Source organism: Rhodococcus sp. PSi06 (genome assembly GCF_054960675.1).
Window position 1 is genome coordinate 257,209 of sequence record NZ_JBHNYO010000005.1, and the last position, 26,724, is coordinate 283,932.

Sequence of the window (26,724 nt, forward strand, 5' to 3'; positions counted from 1 at the left end):
GCGATGTGGTCGCGGCTGGTGGTGCGTGGTGCCGCCGCGTCCGTGGCCGCCGCCGCCGCGTTCTCCGGAACAGCGTTCGCCGCACCCGTCGGCACCGAAACATACTGTCTGCCAACCGATCCCGGGCTGGCGGAACTGTCCGGGTTGACGTCGATCGACGGAATTCTGTACGCGATCGGAGACAGTGGAGCCGACGACCGGGTCGCGGTGCTCGACGGGAACTGTGCGGTGGAACGGTGGCTCGCCGTACGCGTCGACCCGTACGACGTCGAGGACCTGACCTCGTACGACGGCTCGCTGTGGTTGGCCGACATCGGCGACAACCAGATGCGGCGCGAGAGCGTCGCGTTGACGCGAATGGACCCTATGACGGGCGCGGGCGAACTGCACCGGCTCACCTATCCCGACGGCGCGCACGACGCCGAGACGGTGCTGATCGAACCCGGCGGTCGACCGGTCATCGTCACCAAGGAACTCTCGGGCGTCAGCGGGGTGTACGTGCCTGAAGGCGACGAAGCCGTGTCCGAGCTGAGCAGTCCGGGACCGACGACTCTCCGCAAGGTCGGCGAACTGGCGTTCTCCGCAACCGGGACGGTCGGTGGACCGCCCTTCGTGGTCGGATCGATACTGGCGACCGGGGGAGCGGTGAGCGGTAACGGCACAGTTGCCGCGGTACGCACGTACACCGACGCCTACCTGTTTCGTTCGTCCGACGGCGACATCGCGTCGGCGTTGGTCGACCCGGACGCGCCGCGGGCGGTGGTGGCATTGCCCGATCAACCGCAGGGTGAGGCACTGGCGTTCCTGGACGACGGCAGCCTGCTCCTCGCATCGGAGGCCGGGTTCGGTCCCACCGACGGAATCCTTCCACCCATTCTTCGACTGTCGGGTGCACAGTCGCTCGAGCTCTCTGCCCCCGAACCCTCAGCGCCGGAGTCGGTATCACCGTCACCGAGCGCAGATCGGCCCTCGGAGACGCCGACAGCGACGGACTCGGAATGGGAATTCCGAGCGGCCGTCGCTGCCGGTGTGGTGCTGATCGCCGGAGCGGTGGGATTCACCGTCCGGCGATCGATGCGCTCTCGCTAAGCGTCCAGATCTGCTTCGACGAGAGCGACAACTTTGTCGAGTGCTGCCTGGTCGTCACTGGTGACCGTGACTTCGGTGCCCTTGGTGGCTCCGAGCGTCATGATCATCAGGGCCGAACCTGCGTCCACCGGCTCCGAATCGGCCACTGCGAGGGTGACGTCCACGCCGGCTTCGGCGACGGCGTCGGCGATCAGTGCTGCGGGACGAGCGTGCAGACCGATCGAGGATCCGACGGCGACTGTGGTGCTGGGCATGTGCTGCTCCTTCGTAGTGGGTTGTTGCGATCGTAGCGAGTGTCAGACGGTGGCGAGTGCGGGATCGAGTTCGGCCTCGGTCGGGGCGTTCTTACCCTTGACGAATTCTTTGGCCACGACCACCAGGAACGCCGACACGAGGGTTCCTGCGATCAGCGCGATGAGGAACTGCAGGATTCCGCCGATGGCCACGAACACGAAGATACCGCCGTGGGGTGCGCTGAGAGTGACGTCGAACGCCATGATCAGCGCGCCGGTGACGGCACCGCCGGCCATCATGGACGGGATCACGCGAAGCGGATCCGCTGCGGCGAACGGGATCGCGCCTTCGGAAATGAACGCTGCTCCGAGGAACCATGCAGCCTTACCGTTCTCACGCTCGGCCTCGGTGAACAGACGCGAGCGAACGGTCGAGGCCAGAGCCATGGCCAGCGGCGGCACCATACCGGCCGCCATGACTGCAGCCATGATGCGCAGCGACGCGATGTCGGTGACAGACAGTCCCGCGGTGGCGAAAGCGTAGGCCGCCTTGTTGACGGGGCCGCCGAGGTCGAAGCACATCATGAGGCCGAGAATGATGCCGAGGATGATGATGGCGGATCCACTGAGGCCGTTGAGCCAATTGGTCAGTCCGTTGGTGATCGCGGCGAGCGGCTTGCCGAGCAACAGGAACATGATGCCGCCGACGACGAGCGAGGCGACGAGTGGAATGACAACGACAGGCATGAGTCCGCGCAGGACGGTCGGAATCTTCCAACGGCTGACCCACAGAGCGACGAAGCCGGCGATCAGACCACCGACGAGACCACCGAGGAAGCCGGCACCTACGAGTACGGCCACCGCGCCTGCGGTGAAACCTGGTGCGAGGCCGGGCCTGTCGGCGATGGCGTAAGAGATATACCCGGCGAGCGCGGGGACCAGGAAGCTGAACGACAACGCACCGATCTGGAACAGGACGGCACCGATGTAGATCTTCAGCCCTCCGTCCGGAAGGGCCGTCAACGAGTTGTTGATAACGATGTCCTCGGCGATGTCGGAGATCGTGTAGCCACCGATGAAGAAGCCGAGAGCGATCAGCAGACCGCCGGCAGCGACGAACGGAATCATGTAGCTGACGCCGGTCAGCAGTATCTGGCGCAGTCGCGTGCCCCAGCCGAGTTCACCTGCGGACTGGTTCGAGCCGGCAGCCACTGCGGTACCTCCCACACGAGCCGCGTCCGGGTTCAGTGCAGCGCGAAGGGCTTCGGTGAGCATGACGTCGGGCTCGTTGATGGCGCGCTTGACACCGGAGGAGATGACGGGCTTGCCGGCGAAACGCTCGCGGCCCTTGACGCCCACATCGGTAGCGAAGATGACCGCTTCGGCACCTGCGATGAGTGCTGGGTCGAGGGGAGTGCTGCCGCTCGAGCCCTGGGTCTCGACGTGCACGGTGACTCCGGCACGCTCGCCGGCTGCGACGAGAGAGTCGGCAGCCATGTAGGTGTGGGCAATTCCGGTGGGGCAGGCGGTAACCGCGACGATGTGCTTAGGGGCCGACGACGCCTCGGCCGGGGTGGCGGCCGCGCTGTGCTTGGCGGTGGACACCGTAGCTGCTGCCGGAGCCGCCGCTGCGGCGGGCTTGGCTGCGGGGTTGATGACACCGACGACGAGCGTGACGATCTCGGCCGCCGAGGACGCGTTGCGCAGTGACGTGACGAACTCCGGCTTGACCAGCGCGCGGGCCAGGCTCGACAGCAACTTCATGTGCGCCGAGCCGGCACCGGCCGGTGCCGCGATCAGAAAGACTAGGTCTGCGGGGCCGTCGGGGGCTCCGAAGTCGACCTTCGGGTTCAGGCGGGCGAAGCCGAGCGAAGCGCTCGTGACCGCCTCGGAACGGCAATGCGGAATCGCGATGCCGCCGGGCAGGCCGGTGGCCGACTGCGCTTCGCGGGCCAGTGCGGCGTCACGCAGAGCATCGGTGTCGGTTGCGCGACCCGCAGCTGCCAGAACGCCTGCGAGGCGTTCGATGACGGCAGCTTTGGATTCGCCCAGATCGGCGTCGAGGAGGATCAGATCCTCGGCGATGATCTGCTGATCTTCGGTAGGGCTGGACATTGTGGGCTCCTAGAGACGGTTCGAAGAAGGGGAGAGCGTGGACGGGGTGACGGACGTGGAGATGTCGAGCGCGCGAACCGTCACCGAAGTCGGGTAGGTCTGCTCGGGCAGGGGGAGCGTGGTGCCTGGAAGTGCGGTGGCTGCCGTTCCGTAGGCGACGGCGCGGCGGAGTTTGTCTGCGTTGGAACAGTTCTCGATATCGCCGAGGATGTAGCCGGCGAGCGAGGAATCGCCTGCACCGACGGTGCTGACCGCCGTGATCGGGGGCGGGCTGGCGTACCAGGATCCGCCGGGGGTGACCAGTACCGCTCCGGCGCTACCGAGCGTGGCCAGTACCGCGCCGACGCCTCGGCCGAGAAGAATTGTGCTGGCGGCGATGGCGGCGGTGGGGTCACCCTGTGCTGCAGCGTTTTCCAGCTCCTCGGAATCGTATCCGGTCAGCTGAGCCAGTTCCTCGGAATTGGGCTTGATCAGGTCCGGTGCGGACGCCGGGAACGCTGCTGCGAGAGCGAGCAGCGGTTCGTCGGACGTGTCGACGGCGACCTTCGCGGAGGTGGCCCGCAGTGCAACGACGAGCTCGGCGTACCAGTCGACGGGCAGACCGGGCGGAAGAGAACCCGACAGAACGACCCATTCGGCATCCGTTGCAAGAGTGAGGATCCGCTCCCGCAGTTCGGCGCGGGTCTGTTCCGACACTGTCGCACCCGGCTCGTTGATCTTGGTGGTGGTACCACCGATCTCGCTGACCGTGATGTTGGTTCGGGCCGGCCCCGACGTCGGAACGGCGGAGTACTGCACACCTTTCGCGGCCATCGCGTCGAGCAGCGGGTCACCGAGGTTGGCGGGGAGAACTGCCAACGCCTCGACTCCGGATCCGCTGAGGACACGAGCGACGTTGACGCCCTTGCCGCCCGGGTCGGTGGCCGACGTCGATGCTCGGTGCACGCCGCCGCGGACGAGCGGTGCGTCGAGTGTGACCGTGCGGTCGATGCTCGGATTGGCCGTGAGTGTGACCATCATGCGATCACCACCTCGATTCCTTTGTCGCTGAGATTCTTACGGTCGTCGGTCGAGATGTCGCTGTCGGTGACGATGACGTCGATGGACTCCACTCGGGCGAAACTCACCAGGTGCTCACGCCCGATCTTCGACGAATCTGCCAGTACGACAACATGATGTGCCGCGTCGACCATCGCGCGCTTGACTGCTGCCTCGTCGCTGTCCGGGGTGGACAACCCGTGCCCGACGCTGATGGCGTTGGTGCCGATGAACGCGACGTCCACCCGCAGCCATTCGAGGGCCCGCAGTGCTTCCTCGCCGACGGCCGCCTGAGTGGTTCCGCGTACGCGTCCGCCGAGCAACCGAAGACTGATGCTCGGCATGGTGGCAGCTCGAGCGGCGATCGGTACCGAGTTGGTCACCAATGTCAGTTCGCGATCGTGTGAAAGCAGTCCTGCCAGCCTGCCCGTGGTGGTGCCGGCGTCGAACACCGCGCTGCCACCCACCGGTGGCAGGAAGGACAACGCCGCGGCTGCGATTGCGTCCTTCTGGTCTGCGCGAGTGAATTCTCGCTCGGAGACACCGGGCTCGAGTGTGGTCAGCGCAGATGCGGGTACTGCTCCACCGTGGACGCGACGGACGACTCCCATTCGGTCGAGAGTGGCGAGGTCGCGCCGCACGGTTTCGGTGGTGACGCCGTAGGTAGCAGAAAGATCGTTGACGGAGACGCGGCCGTTCGTACTGATCAGTTCGGCAATCGCGTGCTGTCGTTCCTCTGCGTACACCTGCGTCTCCTTTCCGGTTGATGTTGCTTTATGTTGTTTTACGCCCGTGTGTGTTGACATGTCAAGGCTTTGGAGTAATCTCGGTCACAACACGGGCAAGCAATTGAGTGCGCCACAGCTCGCAGAACAGATGCGATGACCTTTTGTTCACGCAGGATCCGAGGAGGACCACATGACGGGATCGGTTAGCACCGCGTCGACCGGACACGCAGACACGACAGTCGATGCTGCCGAGACCGGAGCAGCGCAGACGACACTGCGCGGCACGCCGGTCGTGCCCGGTGTCGGATACGGTCCCGTCATTCGCCCCGGTGCTCGTCCGGCCATACCCGCTGATGCGGGCGAGGTGGCCGAGGCCGATCGGGAGTCCGAGAAGGCCGCGTTCGATGCTGCCGCGAACGCCGTCGCCGCTCGATTGCGCGGTCGCGCAGAGCTGGCGACGGGGGCCGCGTCGGAGGTTCTGTCGGCCAATGCCGCAATGGCAACCGACCGTGGATGGCTCGGTGCCGCTCGTTCCTCGATCGCCAAGGGCAGTTCTGCCGTCACTGCCACAGCCGCGGCCACCGAGAAGTTCGCCGCCATGTTTACCCAGCTCGGCGGCCTGATGGCCGAGCGAGTGACAGACCTACGCGACATCCGCGACCGCGTCATCGCCGAGATCCTGGGTGTCCCGGAGCCCGGCGTTCCCGTGCCGGCCGAACCCTCGATCCTGTTCGCCGACGACCTTGCGCCGGCCGACACCGCGGGACTCGACCCCACTCTGATCGTCGGACTGGCGACCTCGCTCGGAGGTCCGACCAGCCATACCGCGATCATCGCCCGCCAGCTCGGCATCCCGTGCATCGTCGCCGTGGCAGGCCTCGACGACATCGCCGCAGGTACGAACGCATCTGTCGACGGGACCAGCGGCCGCATCGACCTCGAACCCGACGCCGACTCGGCCCGCGCTGCGGTGGTCTCCGCTCGTGACGAACTCGATCGAGTGTCCCAGTGGGTCGGCCCTGGCAGCACTGCCGACGGTCACGCGGTCGACATCCTCGCCAATGTGCAGGACGGGGCGGGTGCCCGTGCGGCGCGATCGAGTGCTGCGGACGGTGTCGGTCTGTTCCGCACCGAACTGTGCTTCCTGGACCGCGATTCCGAACCCACGGTCGACGAGCAGGCCGAGATCTATGCCCAGGTGCTCGACGCATTCGCAGGCAAGAAGGTCGTCGTGCGCACCCTCGACGCCGGCTCGGACAAGCCGCTGAGGTTCGCCAACCACCCCGACGAGGCCAACCCGGCCCTGGGTATTCGCGGTATTCGCATCGCCGAGGCCGACCGCGGCATTCTGTATCGACAGCTCGACGGGATCGCTGCGGCCGCGAAGGCGACCGACTCGTCCCCGTGGGTGATGGCCCCGATGATCGCGACCGCGCAGGAAGCCAAAGACTTCGCTGCCGACGTTCGTGAGCGCGGCCTCACCCCCGGCGTCATGATCGAGATACCTGCTGCAGCACTGCTCGCCGAGCACATTCTCGAGCACGTGGACTTTCTGTCCATCGGAACCAACGATCTCGCCCAGTACACGATGGCCGCCGACCGCATGTCGGCTCAGCTCGCCGGTCTGACCGACCCGTGGCAGCCGGCGGTACTGGCCCTGGTGGCGCACACCGCTGCCGCCGGTGCCAAGGTCGGAAAGCCGGTGGGCGTCTGCGGCGAGGCCGCTGCCGATCCGCTACTGGCCTGTGTGTTGGTCGGACTCGGCATCACCTCCCTGTCTGCCGCGTCTGCTGCCGTCGCGCACGTGGGTTCCAAGTTGGCCACGGTCACGCTCGACCAGTGCAAGACGGCAGCGGCCGCTGCCCTGAAGACGGACAGCACCGCGGCTGCCCGCGAGGCAGTGAGCGCGATCCTCGGCTGACCGCTTAGTCTGCTCGAATCATGAGAAATCTTGGTTGGACGCTGCACGGAAATGGAAGAACCGTCGAGGCCGGAGCGGTGGTGTCGCCGGACGAGCGATTGACCTGGCCCCGCACCATCGGCATCGGGATGCAGCACGTCGTCGCGATGTTCGGTGCCACACTGCTGGTTCCGACGATCACCGGCTTCCCGGTGTCGACGACACTGCTGTTCTCGGGCATCGGAACGGTGCTGTTCCTGATCATCACCCGCGGTCGGGTGCCCAGCTACCTCGGGTCGTCCTTCGCATTCCTGGCTCCGCTCGGTGCCACCCAGGCCAACGGCCCAGCCGCGCAACTCGGTGCCGTCCTGTGCGTCGGTGTCGTGCTGGCGGCCATCGGCTTCGTGGTGAAGTTCGCCGGTCGGCGTGTGCTCGACGCAGCGATGCCTCCGGTGGTGACCGGTGCAGTGGTGGTGTTGATCGGGCTCAATCTGGCCCCGGCTGCAACAACATCGTTCGAGGCGCAGCCCTTGATCGCCGCAGTGACGCTGGTTGCCATTCTGCTGGCCACTGCCGTAGGACCGGGGCTGCTGGGCAGGCTCGGGATTCTGCTCGGTGTCGTCGTGGGCTGGGTGTTCGCCGCCGTCACCGGCGGAATCGCGCAACCGCGCCTCGACGCTCTGAGCGCGGCGAGCTGGATCGGCCTGCCGGAGTTCCGTGGACCGTCGTTCGAGCTGTCGGTGATCCTGGTGGCACTGCCGGTGGTGATCGTCCTCGTCGCCGAGAACGTCGGACACGTCAAGGCTGTCGCCGCGATGACCGGCAAGAACCTCGACGACGTGGCCGGGGACGCGCTGATCGCCGACGGGTTGGCGACCACTCTGGCCGGAGCCGCCGGTGGCTCGGGCACCACCACGTACGCAGAGAACATCGGCGTCATGGCAGCCACGCGCGTCTATTCGACGGCCGCGTACTGGGTCGCCGCTGCCACCGCGATAGTGCTGGCGTTCTCTCCCAAGTTCGGTGCCCTGATCTTCACCGTCCCCGACGGCGTCATCGGGGGAGCGACCCTGGTCCTGTACGGACTCATCGGGCTGCTGGGCGTTCGGATCTGGACCGACGCCAAGGTCGACTTTGCCGATCCGGTCAACCTGATCGTCGTCGCCGCGGCGCTCGTCGCGGGCATCGGCGACCTCACGCTGTCGGTCGGATCGGTCGAACTGGGCGGGATCGCGTGGGGTTCGCTCGGCATCCTGCTCGGCTATCCGATCGTCTCGGCGCTCGCGAGAAGCACCGCGAACCGGCGGACTTAGCGGGGGCGGTCACGGATCGCGCACGTTTTGGTCATCGACCCCCGGTATACCGCGAACGTACTGTTGAACGGTGACGTCAGTCGCACCGACGACCGCGCTGTGACACCCCTTTCTCGTGGTCGACGACGGTGCGCATCGAACAAGGAGATCTGCGTGGACCGCACACTTTTCGAGCCCGAGCACGAGCTGTTCCGGGAGTCGTACCGGAAGTTTCTCGAACAGCACGTAGCGCCCAACCATGCCAAGTGGGAAGAGCAGAACATCGTCGACCGCGGTGTCTGGGTAGAGGCCGGCAAGCAGGGCTTCCTCGGAACTGCCGCACCGGAGGAGTTCGGCGGCGGCGGCGTCAAGGACTTCCGCTACAACGCCATCGTGACCGAGGAAACCACCCGCGGCGGCTACAGCGGCATCGGCTTCACGCTGCACAACGACGTCGTCGCGCCGTACTTCATCGAACTGGCCAACGACGAGCAGAAGCAGCGTTGGCTCCCCGGATTCTGCTCGGGTGAGCTGATCACCGCGATCGCCATGACCGAGCCGGGCACCGGAAGCGATCTGCAGGGCATCAAGACCAAGGCCGTGCGCGACGGCGACGACTGGGTCCTGAACGGATCGAAGACGTTCATCACCAACGGGATCAACGCCGATCTGATCATCGTCGTAGCGTGCACCGACCCCGAGAAGGGTGCCCAGGGCTTCAGCCTGCTGGTAGTGGAGCGCGACATGCCCGGTTTCGAGCGGGGACGCAACCTCGACAAGATCGGCATGAAGGCCCAGGACACCGCCGAACTCAGCTTCACCGACGTTCGCGTGCCCGCCGCCAACCTGCTCGGTGAAGAGGGCATGGGCTTCATCTACCTCATGCAGAACCTTCCCCAGGAACGCCTCTCGATCGCCGTGGTTGCAGCAGCGGCCATGGAATCGGCACTGGACATGACCATCCAGTACTGCCGCGACCGCAAGGCGTTCGGGAAGTCGATCGGCAAGTTCCAGAACACCCGATTCGTGTTGGCGGAGTTGGCCACCGAAACCACCGCCACTCGAATCATGGTGGACAAGTTCATCGAACTGCTCAACGAAGGCAAGTTGACAGTCCAGGAAGCCGCGATGGCGAAGTGGTGGACCACCGAGAATCAGGTCAAGCTGATCGACCGGTGCCTGCAGTTGCACGGCGGCTACGGCTACATGAAGGAATACCCGATCGCCAAGGCCTACATGGACTCTCGCGTCCAGACGATCTACGGCGGCACCACCGAGATCATGAAGGAGATCATCGGTCGCGGACTGAACCTCTGATTCGTCCGAACCTCCGATCGGTAGACGCTCGACACGGCAAGGGCCGCAGCACATGTGCTGCGGCCCTTCCCGTGTCACTGCCGAAGCAATTCCTACAGCTTGCGCATCACGGTGACTACCTTGCCGAGGATGGCGGCATTGTTACCAGGAATCGGCTCGAACAGTGGGTTGTGCGGCAGCAACCACACCTCACCCTTCGACCGCTTGAACGTCTTGACGGTGGCCTCACCGTCGATCATCGCGGCCACGATGTCTCCGTTGTCTGCCACGGACTGCTGGCGAACGACGACCCAGTCACCGTCGCAGATCGCTGCATCGATCATCGATTCACCGACGACCCTCAGCAGGAACAGCGAACCCTGACCGACCAACTCGCGGGGGAGCGGGAACACATCCTCGACGGCTTCCTCGGCGAGGATCGGTCCACCGGCGGCGATCCGCCCCAGCACCGGTACGAACGTCGGAGTCGGCAGGCGATCCTGATCCTCGGACGAACCGTCGACCGCAGCGGCAGCCTGATCTGCCTGCACCTCGTCGAGACCGCGAACGTCGACCGCGCGGGGGCGATTGGCGTCGCGCCGCAGGAATCCCTTCCGCTCCAGGGTGCGGAGCTGATGAGCAACGGACGACGTGGACGTCAGGCCGACGGCGTCCCCGATCTCACGAATGCTGGGCGGGTAACCGCGCTCGGTCACCGAAGCCCGAATGACCTCGAGTACCTTCCGCTGTCGCTCCGTCAGGCCGGCGCTGATGTCGGTGCCGACTTCCATGGCCTTGGGCGTCGGCTCCGCGGCGGGCTTCGCGGCCGCGGCCTTGGTGGTCGCGGAACCCGGCGTCTTCGAACCCGTCGTCTTGGAACCCGTGGTCGACCTCGTCGAGGTCTGGTCCTTCATGCTGTCGGCCTCCTGCTGATGTCCTGGATCCGGTCTGCGTGATGAATTCTGCGCGGACTGGAGTTGATGGTGTCGACTCGTGTGGCGTGTGGTTTCTGACACGAATCTAGCGTGTATCAGCTGTTGAATCAAACATCTGTTCGACTCGTGTCGCGTTTTCTACAGACTTTGTCGGAGGCTCGTGATAGAACTTCGAACAAGCGTCCATCGAACGCCTGATCGAAAAAGCGATCCAACGAGCGAAGACGAGGTTCCGATGACCATCACCACCGATCGCCCCACCACCGTAGGTGTCCGTACCCGGTCCACTGGCGTCGAGCGTCGTCGACGTGCTCGTCCCGCGCTGCGCAATTCCCCCGCGACGCGGACTTCTCTCCAGACGCGGAGTTCTCTCGAGACGCACGGAGCACAGACGTCAGCGTGCCTGCCGGTTCTGGAGCCGTCCTGGACCGACGTCACCGACCGCGAGGCCGCCGATCGCGCCTTCGACGAGACCTCGGCGCACTTCGCCGGTCAGCCGGTGCGGATGCGATCGCTGGTGCTGTGGATGCTGGCAGTCGTCGTCGTCGCCGGTGGCCTGATCGGAATCGCGAACGTGCGAGCCGCAACACCCGATGCGGGACAGCCTGCCGGTGTGGTCGAGGTTCACGATGGAGCTGTGGTCGAGTACGCGCCCGGCAGATGACCACCGGCCCCAGTGCACGCAGAATGACTGAGTATCCTCGACTGACTGCCCCGACACGAATGTTCGACGTCGGTGCATCGGCTACGACGGAGGCTCCCACATGCATTGCCCGTTCTGCAGGCACCCCGACTCACGCGTGGTCGATTCGCGTGAAATGGACGAGGGGCAAGCAATTCGGCGGCGTCGCTCATGCCCCGAGTGTGGTCGACGATTCACCACGGTCGAGGCTGCAGTGCTGGCCGTCGTGAAGCGCAGCGGGGTCACCGAACCGTTCAGCCGTGAAAAGGTCGTCAAGGGAGTACGTAGAGCCTGCCAGGGCAGGGATGTCGACAACGACGCACTTAACCTGCTCGCTCAGCAGGTGGAAGATGCCATCCGCGCTGCCGGTTCCGCCGAAATTCCCAGCAACGAAGTGGGACTGGCCATTCTGGGTCCGCTACGTGACCTGGACGAGGTCGCGTATCTGCGATTCGCCTCCGTCTATCGTTCCTTTAGCTCGGCCGAGGATTTCGAGAAGGAAATACGTGAGCTGCGCAAGCACCGAGAGTCGGCCGACGTCGACTGACAGCCCAGCGCGTCAGCGGGCCTGATCGGAGATCGCCTTCTCGATGCGCTTCTCCGAGACCGGATATGCAGTGCGAATTCCTTGCGCGAACAGCCCTACCCGCAATTCTTCGATCATCCAGAACAGCTCCTGCACGCCTGCGCTGTTCTTTCGGCTCTCCGGGAGCGAATCCAGCAGCCTTCCGTACGAGGCGTAGACGCGGTCGAGTACATCCATCGCAGCAGCATCCCGGCCTGCGCTGCTCGGAAGCGCGGCCAACCTCTTGGCCGCTGCGGCGAGATATCGCGGCAGGTCCGCCAGTCTGCGAGAACCGAACTCGGTGATGAAGCCCCGAAAGATCAACCCCTCGAGCTGTTCGCGCACATCCTCGGCAGGCTCACCCGATGCCGCCTGTAGTCGACCCGATACCGCAAGAGCGGCCGTCAATACGGGGCGCACAAGGGCCAGCACTGCGGCGGTGCGCTGGGGAACCTCGGCATTGACCGATGCCCGCAGTGTCTCGAACGCCTCCGGATCTCGAACCGGACCGCCGTGCGCGTCCATTGCTTCCTCGACCGCGAGAACTCGGCATTCCTCGAGGAGGGCATCGACACCCCCATACGGATTCTGGCCGAGCGCAAGGCGTTCCGCAGTGGGCAGACCGGCCAGCAGAGCTTTGGTACCTTTCGGTGCCGTCGACAGCAGTAGCGTCCGTGTTCCGGAGCGCATCGCTGCTCGCTGTTGGGCGGGGGTACTCAGGACTCGAACCGCAACTCCCGGGCCTTCCGGCACCAACGCCGGGTATCCGGTGACCTTCTGTCCGCCCACATCACGGGTGACCGTCGGCTCCAGGCGGCCCAAAGTGCCGGAAGTCCATGCGAGAGTAGGTGCGCGCTCCGCGTCGCCGACCGCACTGGCAACCTGACGACCGACTTCGCCGGACAAGCTGGTGCGCAGAACGGTCAGATCCTTGTTGCTGCCCAACACCTTTCCGGACGGGTCTACGGCGGCAAATGTCATCTTCAGATGCTCGGGCAGCGCCGCAGTGTCGAAATCCTTCGCGGTGATGTGGCACTGGGCGGCCCTCGACAGCTCGCGAGCCAGGGCAGTCACCAGAGTTTCGGCGCGCGGCTTCATGACCGCCAGCGCGGCGGCAGCGAAGTCGGGAGCAGGGACAACGTTACGACGCAATGCTTTCGGGAGTGTCTTGATCAATGCCGTCACCAACTCCGCGCGCATCCCCGGAACCAACCAATCGAATCCCACCGGCTGCACCTGCGCAAGCAGCGCGATCGGAATTCGTGCGGTGACGCCGTCGGCGGCCGTACCCGGCTCGAACTGGTAGGTCAACGGGAACTGGATCTCACCCTGGCGCCATGCGTCGGGATATGCACCGGTGAGCACCGAGGCCGCGTCGGAGTTGACCACGGTGTCCGTGGTGAAGTCCAACAGGGCAGGGTCCGCTCGACGGGCCTTCTTCCACCACGTGTCGAAGTGCCGAGCCGACACCGCCTCCGGGGCTATACGCGCATCGTAGAAGTCGAACAGTGCGTCGTCGTCGACGACGATGTCGCGCCGCCGAGCACGGTGTTCGAGCTCGCCCACGTCGTCCAGCAAAGCCCGGTTCTTGTGGAAGAACGCATGCTGGGTCTTCCATTCGCCCTCCACCAGTGCGTGTCTGATGAACAACTCCCGTGACGCCTCGGCGTCGATGCGGTGATAGTTCACCGGTCGCTGCGTGACGAGTGGAATGCCGTACAGCGTCACCCGTTCGTAGGCCATCGCCGATTCGCGCTTGATGGACCAGTGCGGTTCGGAGTACGTGCGCTTGACCAGGTGTGGTGCCAGCCGTTCGGCCCATTCCGGTTCGATTCGAGCGGCCATCCGGCCCCACAGGCGACCGGTCTCGACCAGTTCGGCGGCCATGACCCAACGCGGGGGCTTCTTGAACAGCCCCGACCCGGGGAAGATGGCGAAGTGCGCTCCGCGTGCGCCCAGGAACTCGCGCTTGTCACTTTCCCGGAGTCCGACGTGGGAGAGCAGCCCCGACAGCAGTGACTGGTGCAGAGCAGTTTCGGTGGAGTCCGCATCGGGCACCGTCCATCCGAGCCCACGAGTGATCTGGCGCAGTTGGCCGTGCAGATCCTGCCATTCGCGAATTCGTAGGTAATGAAGAAACTCGGTGCGGCACATGCGTCGAAACTGGTTGGACGACAGTTCGTTGCGTTGTTCGCGCAGATACGTCCACAGCTTGACGTAGGCCAGGAAGTCGGAGTTCTCGACGGCGAAGCGGGCATGTTTTTCGTCCGCCGCCTGCTGATGCTCGGCCGGTCGTTCCCGGACGTCCTGAATCGACAGGGCCGCCACCACCACCAGTGCGTCCCGCAGTGACCCGTTGCCGTTGGCCTCGACCAACATTCGCGCCATTCGAGGATCGACCGGCAGCGCCGACAGTTCCCGGCCGATGGGGGTGAGCGTCGCCGTGCCGTCCTTGGTGGACGGTTCGAGCGCACCCAGTTCCTCGAGCAGACCGATGCCGTCCCGAATGCTGCGTGGGTCCGGTGGCTCGACGAAGGGGAACGCATCGATCTTGCCGAGCCCCAGCGCAGTCATCTGCAGAATGACCGACGCCAGATTGGTGCGCAGGATCTCCGGCTCGGTGAACTGCGGCCGCGACTCGAAGTCTTCTTCCGAGTACAACCGAATGCAGATGCCGTCGGCGACGCGGCCGCATCGGCCCGCTCGCTGCCGCGCCGACGCCTGGGAGATGGGTTCGATGGGCAATCGTTGCACCTTGGTACGCAACGAATACCGCGAGATACGCGCAGTACCGGGATCGACGACGTAGCGAATTCCGGGAACTGTCAACGACGTTTCCGCAACATTCGTCGAGAGCACCACGCGTCGACCGGAGTGTGGTGAGAACACCCGATGCTGTTCGGCGGCAGACAATCTCGCGTACAGCGGCACGATCTCGGTGTTGCGCAGATTGCGGTCGTTCAACGCGTCTGCGGTGTCTCGGATCTCGCGCTCACCGGACAGGAACACCAGAATGTCGCCGTCGCCCTCGGCCATCAACTCGTCGACGGCCTGGCAGGTGGCATCGACGGGGTCGAGGTCGATCGTGGTGTCGCCGGCGTCGACGGTCAATGGGCGATACCGCATTTCGACCGGGAACGTGCGGCCGGAGACCTCGATGATCGGGGCGGGGACACCGCCGCGGGCGAAGTGCTGGGCAAATCGTTCCGGATCGATCGTCGCCGAGGTGATGATGATCTTGAGATCGGGTCGCCGGGGGAGCAGCTGAGCGAGGTAGCCCAGGATGAAGTCGATGTTGAGACTGCGCTCGTGTGCCTCGTCGATGATGAGGGTGTCGTATTGGCGAAGCAGCCTGTCTCGCTGGATCTCGGCCAGCAGGATGCCGTCGGTCATCAGTTTGACGAGGGTCGAATCCGAGGACTGATCGGTGAATCTCACCTTGTAGCCGATGGATTGCCCCAATGGCTCGCCGACTTCCTCGGCGATGCGTTCGGCAACGGTGCGCGCGGCGAGCCTGCGCGGTTGGGTGTGACCGATCGAACCGCGAATACCGCGCCCCAATTCGAGGCAGATCTTCGGAATCTGGGTGGTCTTGCCGGAACCGGTTTCACCGGCGACGATCACGACCTGATGCTCGGCGATAGCTGCTGCGATGTCGTCCTTGCGGAGACTGACCGGCAGGGACTCGGGGAATTCCAGTGTGGGGACCGACGCCCGCCTATGGGCGACGACAGCCTCCGCACGGGCAACGTCACGTTCGAGGGCGGTGAAGGCGTCGTCGGTGCGGGCTTTGTCGAGCCGCCGACGGAGCCGGTTCTCGTCGCGGATGGTGACGCCCGTCAGACGGGTGGCCAGAGCTCTGCGCTGACCGGACGAATTAGAGGTAGACATACTCACGCCAGGATATCCGTATCGACTCGACCTTCGTGAATGCCGGCCGCGACTGTGCCAGGATCGCCGTATGAGCGTCTCGCACGATGTGGCCGCAGAACCGCGCACGCCGGTGCCGATCAGGACGCTGCGGGTGCTGTTCGCGGCACTCACCGCGGCGGCTCTGGTCTCGATCGTCCTCGACGGGCTCGACTCGCCGACTTTCTCGTTGGCCAACTACTTCAGTTACTTCACCGTCATCAGCAACGTCCTGACGGTGCTCGTACTCGTCGTGGGGTGAGTGATCGATCCGCGATCCGCGCGGTGGCAGCTCTTTCGGGGAGCTGTGACCCTGTACATGGTGATCACCGGGATCATCTACGCGGTCCTGCTGGCGAACATCGACGTGGGTGTTGCGGATCCGTGGACCAACAACGTGGTGCATCGCATCATGCCCGTGGTGCTTCTGCTCGACTGGATTCTTGCTCCGCCGCGGCGGCCGGTCTCCGAGTCGCGGAGTCTGACGTGGCTGCTGTTCCCGCTCTTCTACGGCATCTACACCTTGGTTCGTGGACCCGTCGTCGACTGGTATCCCTATCCGTTTCTCGACCCGCGCAACCAGGGATATCTCGCACTGGCCGTCGGACTGGTCGTTCTCACCGTCGCCTTCGCCTTGATGGCCCTGGCGGTGAATGCCGTCGGGCGGCTCGCAGGACGGTGGAGGTACGGACCGAACTCGATGGAGAAGGACTCCACTACTGTGTAGCGCATGTCTTCCGACCTGGATCCAGCCGCCTCCACACACTCCTCTGCGCTGTGGCACGGCTTCGCCGACATGGGCAACGTCACCGCCAACGGGCCGTTCGTCGTGTCGCGAGGCGAGGGTGCGTACATCTTCGACAACGAAGGCACGAAGTATCTCGACGCCACCGCCGGCCTGTGGTTCACCAACGTCGGCCACGGACGTCGTGAGATTGCCGACGCTGTCGCCACTCAGCTGAGCTCGATCGCCCACTACTCGAACTTCGGCGACTTCGTCCCCGAGACCACGCTGGCTCTCGCCGATCGTCTCGCTGCCATCGCGCCGGTTCCCGGTAGCAAGATCTTCTTCACCTCGGGAGGATCGGACTCGATCGACACCGCAGCGAAGCTCGCCCGCCGCTACTGGGTGGAAATGGGACAGCCGTCCAAGAAGTTGATCGTCGGTCGACAGAAGGCCTACCACGGCATGCACGTCGCGGGGACTTCGTTGGCCGGCATCGCGCCCAATAAAGAGCACTACGGCGAGCTCATGGCCGACGCCAGGACGGTCGCGTGGGACGACGCGAAGTCACTGCTCGCGCTGATCGAGGAGGTCGGTGCCGAGAATGTGGCTGCCTTCTTCTGCGAGCCGGTGATCGGAGCAGGCGGAATCTATCTGCCGCCGGAAGGCTATCTGCACGAGGTTCGCCAGATCTGCCGCGACAACGACGTCCTGTTCGTCGCCGACGAGGTGGTCACCGGGTTCGGCCGCATCGGCGGTAGCTGGTTCGCGTCGACGCGCTTCGAGCTCGAACCCGATCTGATGACCACTGCCAAGGGATTGACCTCGGGATACGTGCCAATGGGGGCGGTGTTCATCGCCCCGAAGATCGCGGAACCGTTCTTCGCCGGCGGAGTCTGGTGGCGACACGGATACACCTACGGCGGTCACGCAGGTGCGGCTGCCGCTGCGATGGCCAACCTCGACATCATCGAGCGCGAAGAATTGCTGACGCACTCCACGCGCATCGAAGCTGCCTTGCACACGCACCTCGCGCCGCTGGCCGAGCACCACCGGGTCTCGGAGATCCGCAGCGGTATCGGCGCGGTGGCCGCAGTGCAGCTCGCCGATCCGGGCGAGGCGCTCCCGTTCGTCAAAACGCTACGCAAGCACGGTGTTTCGGGCCGTGCGGCCGGTCAGGGCGCGATGCAGATATCGCCGGCATTCGTCATGACGGACGCCGAGATCGAAGAGATGGCCTCGCGAATCCTCAGCGCCCTCGGCTGAACCGGAGCCTGCGGCGCAGCTGCTGTCTCCGCGAGAGCGGGGGAGCAGCTTTGGATTCGGGTTCACCGGACACTGCCGCGAGCCGCTGGTGCAGCCGATCACGTACTTCCTCAGGTGCATAGGCGCGCCGTTTGCGCTCGGACCGCACCACCAGCGCACCGGTGGCGGCGACTCCGGCCATCCCGGCGAGGCCCAGAGCTTTCCACACGTTCATCGGGCAACCGTACCGTCAGGACGTGCAGCGCCCGCTGCGCCGAGACCTAGGGTATAGCACATGAACCCGTCCCGAATCAGCCTCGATACCGCCGTCGACGCCACCAGAACGGGCGACATCTGGATTTTCCGCGGAGAGTCGACGGCCGACCGTGCGATTCAAGCGCTGACGAACAGTCCGGTCAATCACGTCGGAATGGCCGTCGTGCTCGACGACCTCCCGCCGCTGATGTGGCATGCAGAACTGGGAAAGTCGTTGCAGGACATGTGGACCGGCAACTTTCAGCGCGGCGTGCAGCTGCACGATCTGCGCGCGGCCGTCACCCAGTGGGCGACGAAGTACCGACAACGTTGCTGGCTGCGGCAATTGGACGAACCGGTCACCACGGAGCAGGAAGACGCCCTGCTGCGCACGATAGCTCGCATGGACGGAACGGCGTTCCCCACTACCGCCGCGCTCGCCGGTCGGTGGTTCCGGGGCCGGGTACCCGCATTACGGCACCGCGAGCAGGACGGAGCGACCCTCGAAACCGCCTACTGCGCAGAAGTGGTCGCCATGACCTACGACTCGATGGGACTGCTCACCGGCAACAAGAAGGCCAACTGGTTCGACCCCGGAAAGTTCTGGAGCGGCGATCGACTTCCACTGGCTACGGGCTTCCGGCTGGGCGAGGAAATAGAAGTGGACGTGCCCCTCACACCGTGATCGGCGCGTCGGTGGCGGTGCGTCCGCCCAATTCCACCCAGCCGTCGTCGATGGTGGTACGCAGCTCCGAGCCTGCACCTTGAACGATGTGCAGGCCGCGACCGAGTTCCTCGGTGATCCGGACGGCGGCGGAGCCGGTTGCCTCGTCCTCGGCGATGCCCATCATGGGGGCGAACATCCGTGATCGCAGCGCGCCGGCCTCCTCGTCGGTCCAGGCCCAGACGTAGTGGTGCCCACTGTCGTACGCGCCGGGATCGGCCGCTGCCACCTCGGCGGCGTCGCGGACCTGATGGAAGGTGAAGTCCGGGGCCCAGTCGGCGCGGGCGCGGACCCAGGTGTCGTCGCCGTCGTAGCGAATCTTCAACCCCGCAGCGGGTACGACGAGGGTGCTCACCGGATGCCCGTGCTCGCGGAGCCACCAGGACAGTCCCACCGTGGGGTGTCCGGCGAACGGCAGCTCGACCGCGGGAGTGTAGATCGTGGCCGATGCTGTATCCGGTTCGGTGAAATCGACGAACACCGTTTCACTGAAGCCGAGGTCCGCAGCGAACTGCTGCCGGTCGTTCGGTGCGACGGCATCGGCAGACACGATTCCGAGGGGGTTGCCGAACCTGCCGTGAGGATCGGTGAAGACGCGGACGACAGACACTTCGACAGTCATGGCCGGGACGGTACCAAAGCCCGGGCATGGCAACCGCAGACGTCAGCCGGCAGTGATCACGATCTCGTCGAACACGATCTCGCCTGCGGCATCGGATTCCGGCACGTCGACCACCCCGTCGAGCGACCAACCGTGGTCTCCGTCCGGATCCTCGAGGACCTGACGCACCGTAGTGGACTCCGCACCTACATTCAGGGTGAACAAGGCTGGACCACGGGCCGAGGGACCGGTTCCGATCTCGCCGTACTCGGCGAAGAACGGTTCCAGCTCGGCTTCCCAATCAGGGCCGTCGTCCAGTTCGTCGAGCGCGTTCCACTGCCGACGCGCCGCCAGATCGACCCGACGGAAGATGGCGTTGCGGGCCAGCACCCGAAATGCCCTGGGATTGGCCGAGATCGGACGCGGCGCGTCGGATCCATAAGCCTCGACCAGAGCTTCGGGCTCGGCACCGGGGTCGGTCAGGTTCTCCCACTCGTCGAGCAGGCTCGAATCCACCTGGCGGACGAGTTCGCCCAGCCATTCGGTGATGTCCTGAACCTCCTCCGTTCGAGATTCCGGCGGAACCGTCTGGCGCAGTGTGCGATACGCGTCGGCGAGATAACGCAGGACGAGTCCCTCGGACCGCATCAAACCGTAATGGCTGATCAGCTCGGCAAAGGTCATCGCACGCTCGACCATGTCACGGACGACGGACTTCGGTGACAGTCCGATTTCGGAGAGCCACGGGTGCGTGCCGCGGTAGATCTCGAACGCCGGAACGAGCAGCTCCGCAAGAGGTTTCGGCCAGGTGACCTCCTCGAGCAACTCCATTCTCTCGTCGTACTCGATCCCGTCGGCCTTCATCTGCGACACTGCCTCGCCGCGTGCGGCATGCTGCTGCGCCATCAGGATCTGGCGAGGGTCGTCCAGAGTCGATTCGATGATCGACACCACGTCGAGTGCGTGCGATGGAGACTCGACATCGAGAAGCTCGAACGACGCGACCGCGAACGTGGACAGCGGTTGGTTGAGTGCGAAATCCGGCTGTAGGTCCACTGTCAATCGAGCGTGTCGACCGTCGGCGTCCGGTTCCTCGAGTTGCTCGACGATGCCGGCGTCGACCAACCCGCGATACAGCGAGAGTGCACGCAGAATGTGTTTGCGTTGTGCGGGCCGCGTCTCGTGGTTGTCCTCGAGCAGGTGTCGCATGGCGTGGAAGCAATTGCCCGGCCGCGCAATCACATTGAGCAGCATGGCGTTGCTCACGGAGAACCGGGACGTGAGCGGCTCCGGGCTCGCTGAGATGATCCGCTCGAACGTCGGCTCGCCCCAGGAGACGAAACCGTCGGGTGCCTTCTTGCGCTGCACGCGCTTGAGCTTCTTGGGATCGTCGCCTGCCCTGGCCACCAGACGTGCGTTCTCGATGTCGTGCTCCGGAGCCTCGACGACGACCGTGCCGAGCGTGTCGTATCCCGCCCGCCCCGCGCGGCCGGCGATCTGATGGAACTCACGAGCCCGGAGCTTGCGGGTCCTGATGCCGTCGTACTTGGTCAGTCCGGTGAACAGCACCGTCCGAATGGGAACGTTGATTCCGACGCCGAGAGTGTCGGTTCCACAGATCACCTTCAGCAGGCCGTCCTGCGCCAGCTTCTCGACCAGGCGTCGATACTTGGGCAACATGCCGGCGTGGTGCACGCCGATGCCGTGTCGAACCAGCCTCGACAGGGTCTTGCCGAATCCGGTGGTGAATCGAAAGTTGCCGATGGCCTCGGCGATCTCCGCCTTCTCCTGTTTGCTGGCAACGTTGACGCTGGTCAAAGCCTGAGCGCGCTCGAGAGCCGAAGCCTGAGTGAAATGCACGACGTACACCGGTGCGAGGTGCGTCTGCACCAGTTCCTCGATGGTCTCACTGATGGGCGTCGTGACGTACGAGAACATCAGCGGAACCGGACGCTCCGTACCGGAGACGACCGTCGTGGTTCGGCCGGTGCGCCGGGTCAGGTCGTCTCGGAAGAACGACACGTCGCCCAACGTCGCCGACATCAACAGGAATTGAGCGTGCGGCAGTTCGATCAGCGGAACCTGCCATGCCCACCCTCGATCGGGTTCGGAGTAGTAGTGGAACTCGTCCATGATCACCTGGCCGATGTCCGATTCGGCACCCTGGCGCAGGGCCAGGTTCGCCACGATCTCGGCGGTCGCGCAGATGATCGGGGCCCCGGAATTGACGGACGCGTCCCCGGTCATCATTCCGACGTTCTGGGCGCCGAAGATATCGCACAGGGCGAAGAACTTCTCGCTGACGAGTGCCTTGATCGGCGCAGTGTAGAAGCTGCGGATGCCTGCGGCCATCGCGGCGAAGTGGGCACCGATGGCCACCATGGACTTGCCCGACCCGGTGGGGGTCGCGAGGATGACGTTGGAACCCGAGACCAGCTCGATGAGAGCTTCCTCTTGCGCGGGATAGAGAGTCAGACCGCGATCCGCGGTCCAGGTGGTGAAGGTGTCGAACAGAACGTCCGGGTCGACGCCGTCGGAACCATCGGCGGAGACATCGGGAATCAGTTCGGTGAGGAGCACCTCTACAGGCTATGTGGGATGTGCGGTCCGTCCCTCATCGACACCGAGCATCCCTCCCCGACGCCGAGCATCCTGATTCGAGGAGGGAACTCAGGTCGCGCTGCGCTCGTCCGAACCCATGGCACCGAGAACAGCCATTCGGGTGCCTGCGCTCCCGGTGATCATGTCCTCGCCGACTCCGGTGATCAGCAGATTTCGCCACCGAACCTCGTCGAACGCCAGGGACGGCGTCGAGTCGATGAAGTCCTCGACCACCTGGAGGAAACGCATGGGGTCGTCCCGGAACGGGAAGTGTCCGGAGTTCTCGAACACCTCCAACGTCGAGCCCGGCATGGCCGAGTGCGCGAGCCGTGCATGACCGACCGGGATCACGGAATCCTGATCGCCCCACACGAGCAGGACCGGCAGGTTCTCGGTGAGGTAGCAGCGGTCCAGCATCGTCACCACCTGACCACGCCAATCGACCACCGCCCGCAGGGTCCTCAGATACGCCTCGTACGTGGTCGGTGCCGGCAGCTCGCTCAACACCCGAATCAGATCCGGGGTGTCGTGCAGCAGCGAACCGGGTCGCAGAGGCGAGCTGTGCAGCTTGCTCAGTACGCCGCCGGCCAGCTTGATCGCGGATATCGCGCCGGGCAGGCGGAGAAGCTTGACGGCTTCACTGAGGAACGGCATCGACGCGAGCCGAAGAATGGGGTGCACGTCCTTGGTGACGCCACCGGAGGACACCAGCGCGAGCCGGTCGACCATGTTGGGAAACTGGTAGGCGAACTGCATCGCGACTCCGCCACCGAGCGAATGGCCGATGACCGTGACGTGCTCGATACCGAGCACCGAGAGCAGATCTCGCATGCCGTTGGCGTACGCGGCGACACTGTAGTCCGCACGTGGCTTGTCCGAGCGTCCGTGGCCGAGAAGATCCGGCGCGATCACGGTGTAGTTCTTCGCGAGGTGTGGAATGACCTCGTTCCACGTCTCGGAGTTGTCGCCGATCCCATGGATCAACAACACCACCGGGCCCTCACCGGCCATACGGAACGCGCGCCGGTACCCGTGGATGGTCCGGAAGATCAGGCGCGGTTCTTCATCGGGAACCGGGCGGAGCTTGCGACTGCGCGGAATGGTAGCCATCTGCGCCTCCTGACATTCCCTGGTGCGTCGCACGGCGACGCAGTACGGCATCGCCGTGTACGAGTGTGTTGACGGTACATACCGAAGTACGTGTCGCTACGACTCTCGCACGAGTTGCCGTTCAGGGCAGAACATCGAGGGGATTCGCGGTTACAGCTATGTTTCGATCCGCTCCCGGCTGTCCGGTACTACCGCAAATGCGACATAGTGCTGTGACCACTCACACTTGCGGTCCGGTGTCGTCTCACTGCTGGTTCGGCTCGTCGCCCTCGTCCAGACCGGCTTGCTCGGCCAGGAAGCGCTCGAACTCGGCACCGAGCTCGTCTCCACTCGGCAGCGGCTCGTCACCGGCCAACAATGTCGACTGCTGCTCCTGTGCGGCAACGTAGGTGTCGTACTGACGCTCGAGCGCCTGCACCACCGACTGCACCTCGTCGTTGCCGGTGATGTGCTCGTTCACCTGTTCCCGAACGCGCGCCGCGGCCTCGCCGAGTGCTGCGAGCGGGAGGTCGAGTTGGGCGGCCTCGCTGACGTTCTCGAGGAGAGTTTCGGCAGCACCGGGGTAGTCCGTCTGCGCGAGATAATGCGGAACGTGGACCGAGAAGCCCATCGATTCGTGGCCGTGCTGAGCCATCCGGAGCTCGAGCAATGAAGACGCACTGCCGGGAACCTGGAGGTCACCCGCCCAGCTGTTGCCCTCCTTGACCAGCTCCCGGTCACTGGCGTGGGCCGTGACTCCCAGCGGGCGCGTGTGCGGAATCGCCATCGGGATCGAGCCCAGACCGATGGTGCGCCGGACGCCGAGCTGCTCGGCGAGCAACCGGACCGCGGTGGTGAACTTCTCCCACCGAAGATCCGGCTCCATCCCTGCCAGGAGGAGGAAAGGTGTGCCGGCCCGGTCCTTGAGGGCATAGAGGTTCAACTCGGGAGCGTCGTAATCCGAGAAATGGTCGGATTTGAACGTCATCGTGGGGCGACGCGAGCGGTAGTCGATCAACTCGTCGACGTCGAACGACGCCACCAGCTCCGATTCCAGGCTCTCGCGCAGATGGGTCGTGGCCAACTTCACTGCGTGACCGGCGTCGGAGAATCCCTCCAGGCCGTGCACGAGGACGGGTCCGACGCCGTCTTCGGAGAAGATTTGCGGTGCCGGAAACTCCAGCTCGTACATCTTCGACTGTTCGGTCATGGCCGGGCCCCTTTCGGATCGACTCGTCGCTACCTCGATACAAGATCCGCGTCAGAATACGCCGACACTTCCGGTGCATCGTGTAAGCGCCGACGTCGAACGTGGCGAATCACTGTCTGAAAGAACAACCGGGCGGCCGTCGTTCATTCCCGAGTGGTCGTGGGCAGTGGTCGTGGGCAGTGGTCGTCGGGTCGGCGAGGAACGCCTGTCAGCGGTCGAAGTTGGCCAGCGCCCGGATCTTGTTGGTGACGTCCAGCGCGGCAACCTTGTACGCCTCGGACAGCGTCGGATAGTTGAAGACCGCATCGACCAAGTAGTCGACGGTGCCGCCGCACCCCATGACGGCCTGACCGATGTGCACCAGATCTGTTGCTCCCGAACCGAATATGTGCACGCCGAGGATCGACCGGTCCGCGGTGGAGACGAGCAGCTTGAGCATCCCGTAGGAGTCCCCGGCGATCTGGCCCCGGGCAAGCTCGCGGTATCGCGACACACCGACCTCGTAGGGAATGGACCCCTTTGTCAGATCGACCTCGGTTGCGCCGACGTACGAGACCTCGGGGATGGAGTAGATGCCGATCGGTTGGACGTCGGTGAGCTGGGCGCTCGGCTCACCGAACGCGTGATAGGCCGCCAACCTGCCCTGATCCATCGACGTCGCCGCCAACGCCGGAAACCCGATGACGTCGCCGACGGCGTAGATGTGATCCACCTTGGTCTGGAAATGCTCGTCGACGAAGATTCGCCCGCGAGCGTCGGCTTCGAGGCCCGCGTTCTCGAGCTCGAGGGCCGTGGTCAGCCCTTGGCGACCGGCCGAGTACATCACCGTCTCCGCCGGGATGCGCTTGCCGCTGGCCAGGGTCGTCACCGTGCCCTGCGGCCCGACGTCGACCGCCGTGACCGCCTCACCGAAGCGGAACGTCACCGCCAGATCTCGAAGATGGAACTGAAGGGACTCGATGATCTCGCGATCGCAGAAGTCGAGCATCGAATCGCGTTTCTCGACAACGGTCACCTTGGTCCCCAGGGCGGCGAACATCGAGGCGTACTCGATCCCGATGACGCCGGCACCCACGACGACCATCGAGGCCGGGATGAACTCCAAGTTGAGAATCCCGTCGGAATCCAGGACCCGGTAGTCGTCGAATGCGACGCCGGCGGGACGCGCGGGAGCGGTCCCAGTGGCGATGACCACGTTGGCCGCCGAGACCGTGATGCGTTCACCTCGCTGCTCGTCCTCGACAACGATGGTGTGTGCGTCGAGGAACTTGCCGACACCGGTGATGAGTTCGATTCGATTGCGCAGCAGCTGCGAGCGCACCACCTCGATCTCCTTGCCGATGACGTGCTGGGTACGTGCCAGCAGATCGGCTGGAGTGATGTCGGCCTTGACCCGATAACTCGCCCCGTACAGCTCCCTCTGGTTCATACCCGTGAGATACAGAACGGCTTCTCGTAGCGTCTTGGACGGAATGGTGCCGGTGTTGACGCACACGCCGCCGAGCATGTGGCCCTTCTCGACTATCGCCACTCGCTTGCCAAGTTTTGCGGCCGCGATCGCAGCCTTCTGGCCGCCGGGGCCCGAGCCGATGACCACCAGGTCGTATTCCATGGGTGCAGACATCGTTCATAGGTACCGCTCCCACGAGAAGCCTGTGTGCCCACTCGGTCACGAGTGTGTGAATTCCACGGCTCGTCACACCGAACGAATGCAGATGTCGCCACGTGACGATGCGTTGTGCGAGGCTGAACCGAGCACGCTACACACGATTTCCAGTGGAGGAATACATGCCGCAGCAGGTCCGCGCCGTTGTCGCCAAGAGCAAGGGTGAGCCCGTCTCGATCGAGACGATCACCATCCCCGATCCGGGCCCGAACGAGGTGATCGTGAAGATTGCGGCATGCGGGGTGTGTCATACCGATCTGCATTACCGCGAGGGCGGCATCAACGACGAGTTCCCGTTCCTGCTCGGCCACGAAGCAGCCGGCATCGTCGAAACAGTCGGCGACCGCGTCGAACACGTCGAGGTCGGCGACTTCGTGGTGCTGAACTGGCGAGCAGTGTGCGGGGAATGCCGGGCCTGCAAGAAGGGCACCCCCTGGTACTGCTTCGACACCCACAACGCAGCGCAGAAGATGACTCTCTCCGACGGCACCGAACTGACCCCGGCGTTGGGAATCGGGGCGTTCGCGGAGAAAACCCTCGTCCACGAAGGCCAATGCACCAAGGTCGATCCCGACGCCGACCCCGCGGTCGTGGGATTGCTCGGCTGCGGGGTGATGGCCGGGCTCGGGGCGGCGATGAACACCGGGCATGTCTCGCGCGGGGATTCGGTGGCGGTGATCGGCTGCGGCGGAGTCGGTGACGCCGCGATCGCCGGGGCGCGCCTGGCGGGGGCGTCGACGATCATCGCCGTGGACCGCGACAAGAAGAAACTCGACTGGGCTCTCGACCTCGGGGCCACCCACACCGTCGACTCATCCCAGGTCGAC

The 26,724-nt window shown here is 64.9% G+C and carries 21 protein-coding genes and 1 pseudogene; 10 read left to right on the forward strand and 12 right to left on the reverse strand.

All coding sequences use genetic code 11. The features are described from left to right. Positions 1-3 precede the first annotated feature (3 nt). On the forward strand, positions 4-1,089 hold the full coding sequence (locus ACFI9K_RS09350) for a hypothetical protein (RefSeq protein ID WP_462663213.1): 1,086 nt from the start codon (positions 4-6) through the stop codon (positions 1,087-1,089). Here ACFI9K_RS09350 and ACFI9K_RS09355 read toward each other — a convergent pair. Genes ACFI9K_RS09355 through ACFI9K_RS09370 form a run of 4 tightly spaced genes read right to left on the reverse strand, consistent with a single transcriptional unit; the run spans position 1,086 to position 5,221 of the window. Then, the gene (locus ACFI9K_RS09355) at positions 1,086-1,343 is read right to left on the reverse strand and encodes an HPr family phosphocarrier protein (RefSeq protein ID WP_032377711.1); all 258 of its coding nucleotides are present in this window, start codon (positions 1,341-1,343) and stop codon (positions 1,086-1,088) included. The two genes, ACFI9K_RS09350 and ACFI9K_RS09355, sit on opposite strands and share 4 nt — an antisense overlap. 42 nt (positions 1,344-1,385) lie before the next feature. Beyond that, the gene (locus tag ACFI9K_RS09360) at positions 1,386-3,437 is read right to left on the reverse strand and encodes a PTS fructose transporter subunit IIABC (protein ID WP_462663214.1); all 2,052 of its coding nucleotides are present in this window, start codon (positions 3,435-3,437) and stop codon (positions 1,386-1,388) included. Positions 3,438-3,446: 9 nt separating this feature from the next. Beyond that, positions 3,447-4,457, reverse strand: coding sequence for a 1-phosphofructokinase family hexose kinase (locus ACFI9K_RS09365; protein ID WP_462663215.1), 1,011 nt, complete (start codon positions 4,455-4,457; stop codon positions 3,447-3,449). Further along, complete coding sequence (locus ACFI9K_RS09370; RefSeq protein ID WP_462663216.1) at positions 4,454-5,221, reverse strand: DeoR/GlpR family DNA-binding transcription regulator; 768 nt, start codon at positions 5,219-5,221, stop codon at positions 4,454-4,456. The genes ACFI9K_RS09365 and ACFI9K_RS09370 overlap by 4 nt, the downstream gene beginning before the upstream one ends. A gap of 172 nt (positions 5,222-5,393) precedes the next feature. On the opposite strand from ACFI9K_RS09370, the gene ptsP reads away from it, so the two are divergent. From ptsP to ACFI9K_RS09385, 3 genes are all read left to right on the forward strand, one after another. Next, entirely contained in the window at positions 5,394-7,124 is a 1,731-nt protein-coding gene (gene ptsP, locus ACFI9K_RS09375) for a phosphoenolpyruvate--protein phosphotransferase (protein WP_462663217.1), read from the forward strand. A 20-nt stretch (positions 7,125-7,144) separates the two neighbouring features. Further along, positions 7,145-8,416 (forward strand): uracil-xanthine permease family protein, encoded by a 1,272-nt coding sequence (locus tag ACFI9K_RS09380; protein ID WP_462663218.1) that lies wholly within the window; start codon positions 7,145-7,147, stop codon positions 8,414-8,416. 153 nt (positions 8,417-8,569) lie between these two features. Next, entirely contained in the window at positions 8,570-9,712 is a 1,143-nt protein-coding gene (locus tag ACFI9K_RS09385) for an acyl-CoA dehydrogenase family protein (protein ID WP_462663219.1), read from the forward strand. A gap of 92 nt (positions 9,713-9,804) precedes the next feature. On the opposite strand, the gene lexA is transcribed toward ACFI9K_RS09385, so the two are convergent. Next, complete coding sequence (gene lexA, locus ACFI9K_RS09390; protein WP_462663257.1) at positions 9,805-10,482, reverse strand: transcriptional repressor LexA; 678 nt, start codon at positions 10,480-10,482, stop codon at positions 9,805-9,807. 379 nt (positions 10,483-10,861) lie between these two features. Between lexA and ACFI9K_RS09395 the strand changes: the two genes are divergently transcribed. Together ACFI9K_RS09395 and nrdR are read left to right on the forward strand one after the other, a co-directional pair. After that, positions 10,862-11,290: a hypothetical protein gene (locus ACFI9K_RS09395; RefSeq protein ID WP_462663220.1), complete on the forward strand. Its 429-nt coding sequence runs from the start codon at positions 10,862-10,864 to the stop codon at positions 11,288-11,290. 100 nt (positions 11,291-11,390) lie between these two features. After that, positions 11,391-11,855, forward strand: a complete 465-nt coding sequence (gene nrdR / locus ACFI9K_RS09400) for a transcriptional regulator NrdR (RefSeq protein WP_222093285.1) — start codon at positions 11,391-11,393, stop codon at positions 11,853-11,855. 12 nt (positions 11,856-11,867) lie between these two features. Here nrdR and hrpA read toward each other — a convergent pair whose 3' ends face one another. After that, positions 11,868-15,764, reverse strand: coding sequence for an ATP-dependent RNA helicase HrpA (gene hrpA / locus ACFI9K_RS09405; protein ID WP_462663221.1), 3,897 nt, complete (start codon positions 15,762-15,764; stop codon positions 11,868-11,870). Positions 15,765-15,834: 70 nt separating this feature from the next. Here hrpA and ACFI9K_RS09410 point away from each other — a divergent pair. Both ACFI9K_RS09410 and ACFI9K_RS09415 read left to right on the forward strand, forming a co-directional pair. Next, positions 15,835-16,509, forward strand: a pseudogene (locus tag ACFI9K_RS09410) (Pr6Pr family membrane protein). Positions 16,510-16,512: 3 nt separating this feature from the next. Continuing rightward, a complete protein-coding gene (locus ACFI9K_RS09415; protein WP_462663222.1) occupies positions 16,513-17,772 on the forward strand; it encodes an aminotransferase family protein in 1,260 nt (419 codons plus the stop codon). Here the strand turns inward: ACFI9K_RS09415 and ACFI9K_RS09420 are convergent. Beyond that, positions 17,756-17,986 (reverse strand): hypothetical protein, encoded by a 231-nt coding sequence (locus ACFI9K_RS09420; protein ID WP_462663223.1) that lies wholly within the window; start codon positions 17,984-17,986, stop codon positions 17,756-17,758. The genes ACFI9K_RS09415 and ACFI9K_RS09420 overlap by 17 nt on opposite strands. Before the next feature lie 60 nt (positions 17,987-18,046). Here ACFI9K_RS09420 and ACFI9K_RS09425 point away from each other — a divergent pair, with 60 nt between their 5' ends. After that, positions 18,047-18,691 carry a hypothetical protein gene (locus ACFI9K_RS09425; RefSeq protein ID WP_462663224.1) on the forward strand — a complete coding sequence of 215 codons (645 nt, stop codon included), beginning with the start codon at positions 18,047-18,049 and terminating at the stop codon, positions 18,689-18,691. Here the strand turns inward: ACFI9K_RS09425 and ACFI9K_RS09430 are convergent. From ACFI9K_RS09430 to sthA, 5 genes are all read right to left on the reverse strand, one after another. Then, on the reverse strand, positions 18,681-19,352 hold the full coding sequence (locus ACFI9K_RS09430) for a PhzF family phenazine biosynthesis protein (protein WP_462663225.1): 672 nt from the start codon (positions 19,350-19,352) through the stop codon (positions 18,681-18,683). The genes ACFI9K_RS09425 and ACFI9K_RS09430 overlap by 11 nt on opposite strands. A gap of 42 nt (positions 19,353-19,394) precedes the next feature. Then, positions 19,395-21,911 (reverse strand): DEAD/DEAH box helicase, encoded by a 2,517-nt coding sequence (locus ACFI9K_RS09435; RefSeq protein ID WP_462663226.1) that lies wholly within the window; start codon positions 21,909-21,911, stop codon positions 19,395-19,397. Positions 21,912-22,001: 90 nt separating this feature from the next. Next, positions 22,002-23,042 (reverse strand): alpha/beta fold hydrolase, encoded by a 1,041-nt coding sequence (locus tag ACFI9K_RS09440; RefSeq protein WP_462663227.1) that lies wholly within the window; start codon positions 23,040-23,042, stop codon positions 22,002-22,004. A 244-nt stretch (positions 23,043-23,286) separates the two neighbouring features. Further along, a complete protein-coding gene (locus ACFI9K_RS09445; RefSeq protein WP_462663228.1) occupies positions 23,287-24,231 on the reverse strand; it encodes a proteasome assembly chaperone family protein in 945 nt (314 codons plus the stop codon). Between the two features lie 208 nt (positions 24,232-24,439). Further along, the gene (gene sthA / locus ACFI9K_RS09450; RefSeq protein ID WP_462663229.1) at positions 24,440-25,855 is read right to left on the reverse strand and encodes a Si-specific NAD(P)(+) transhydrogenase; all 1,416 of its coding nucleotides are present in this window, start codon (positions 25,853-25,855) and stop codon (positions 24,440-24,442) included. 164 nt (positions 25,856-26,019) lie between these two features. Between sthA and ACFI9K_RS09455 the strand changes: the two genes are divergently transcribed. Next, on the forward strand, positions 26,020-26,724 hold a 705-nt coding region (locus ACFI9K_RS09455), incomplete at its 3' end, for an alcohol dehydrogenase catalytic domain-containing protein (RefSeq protein ID WP_462663230.1).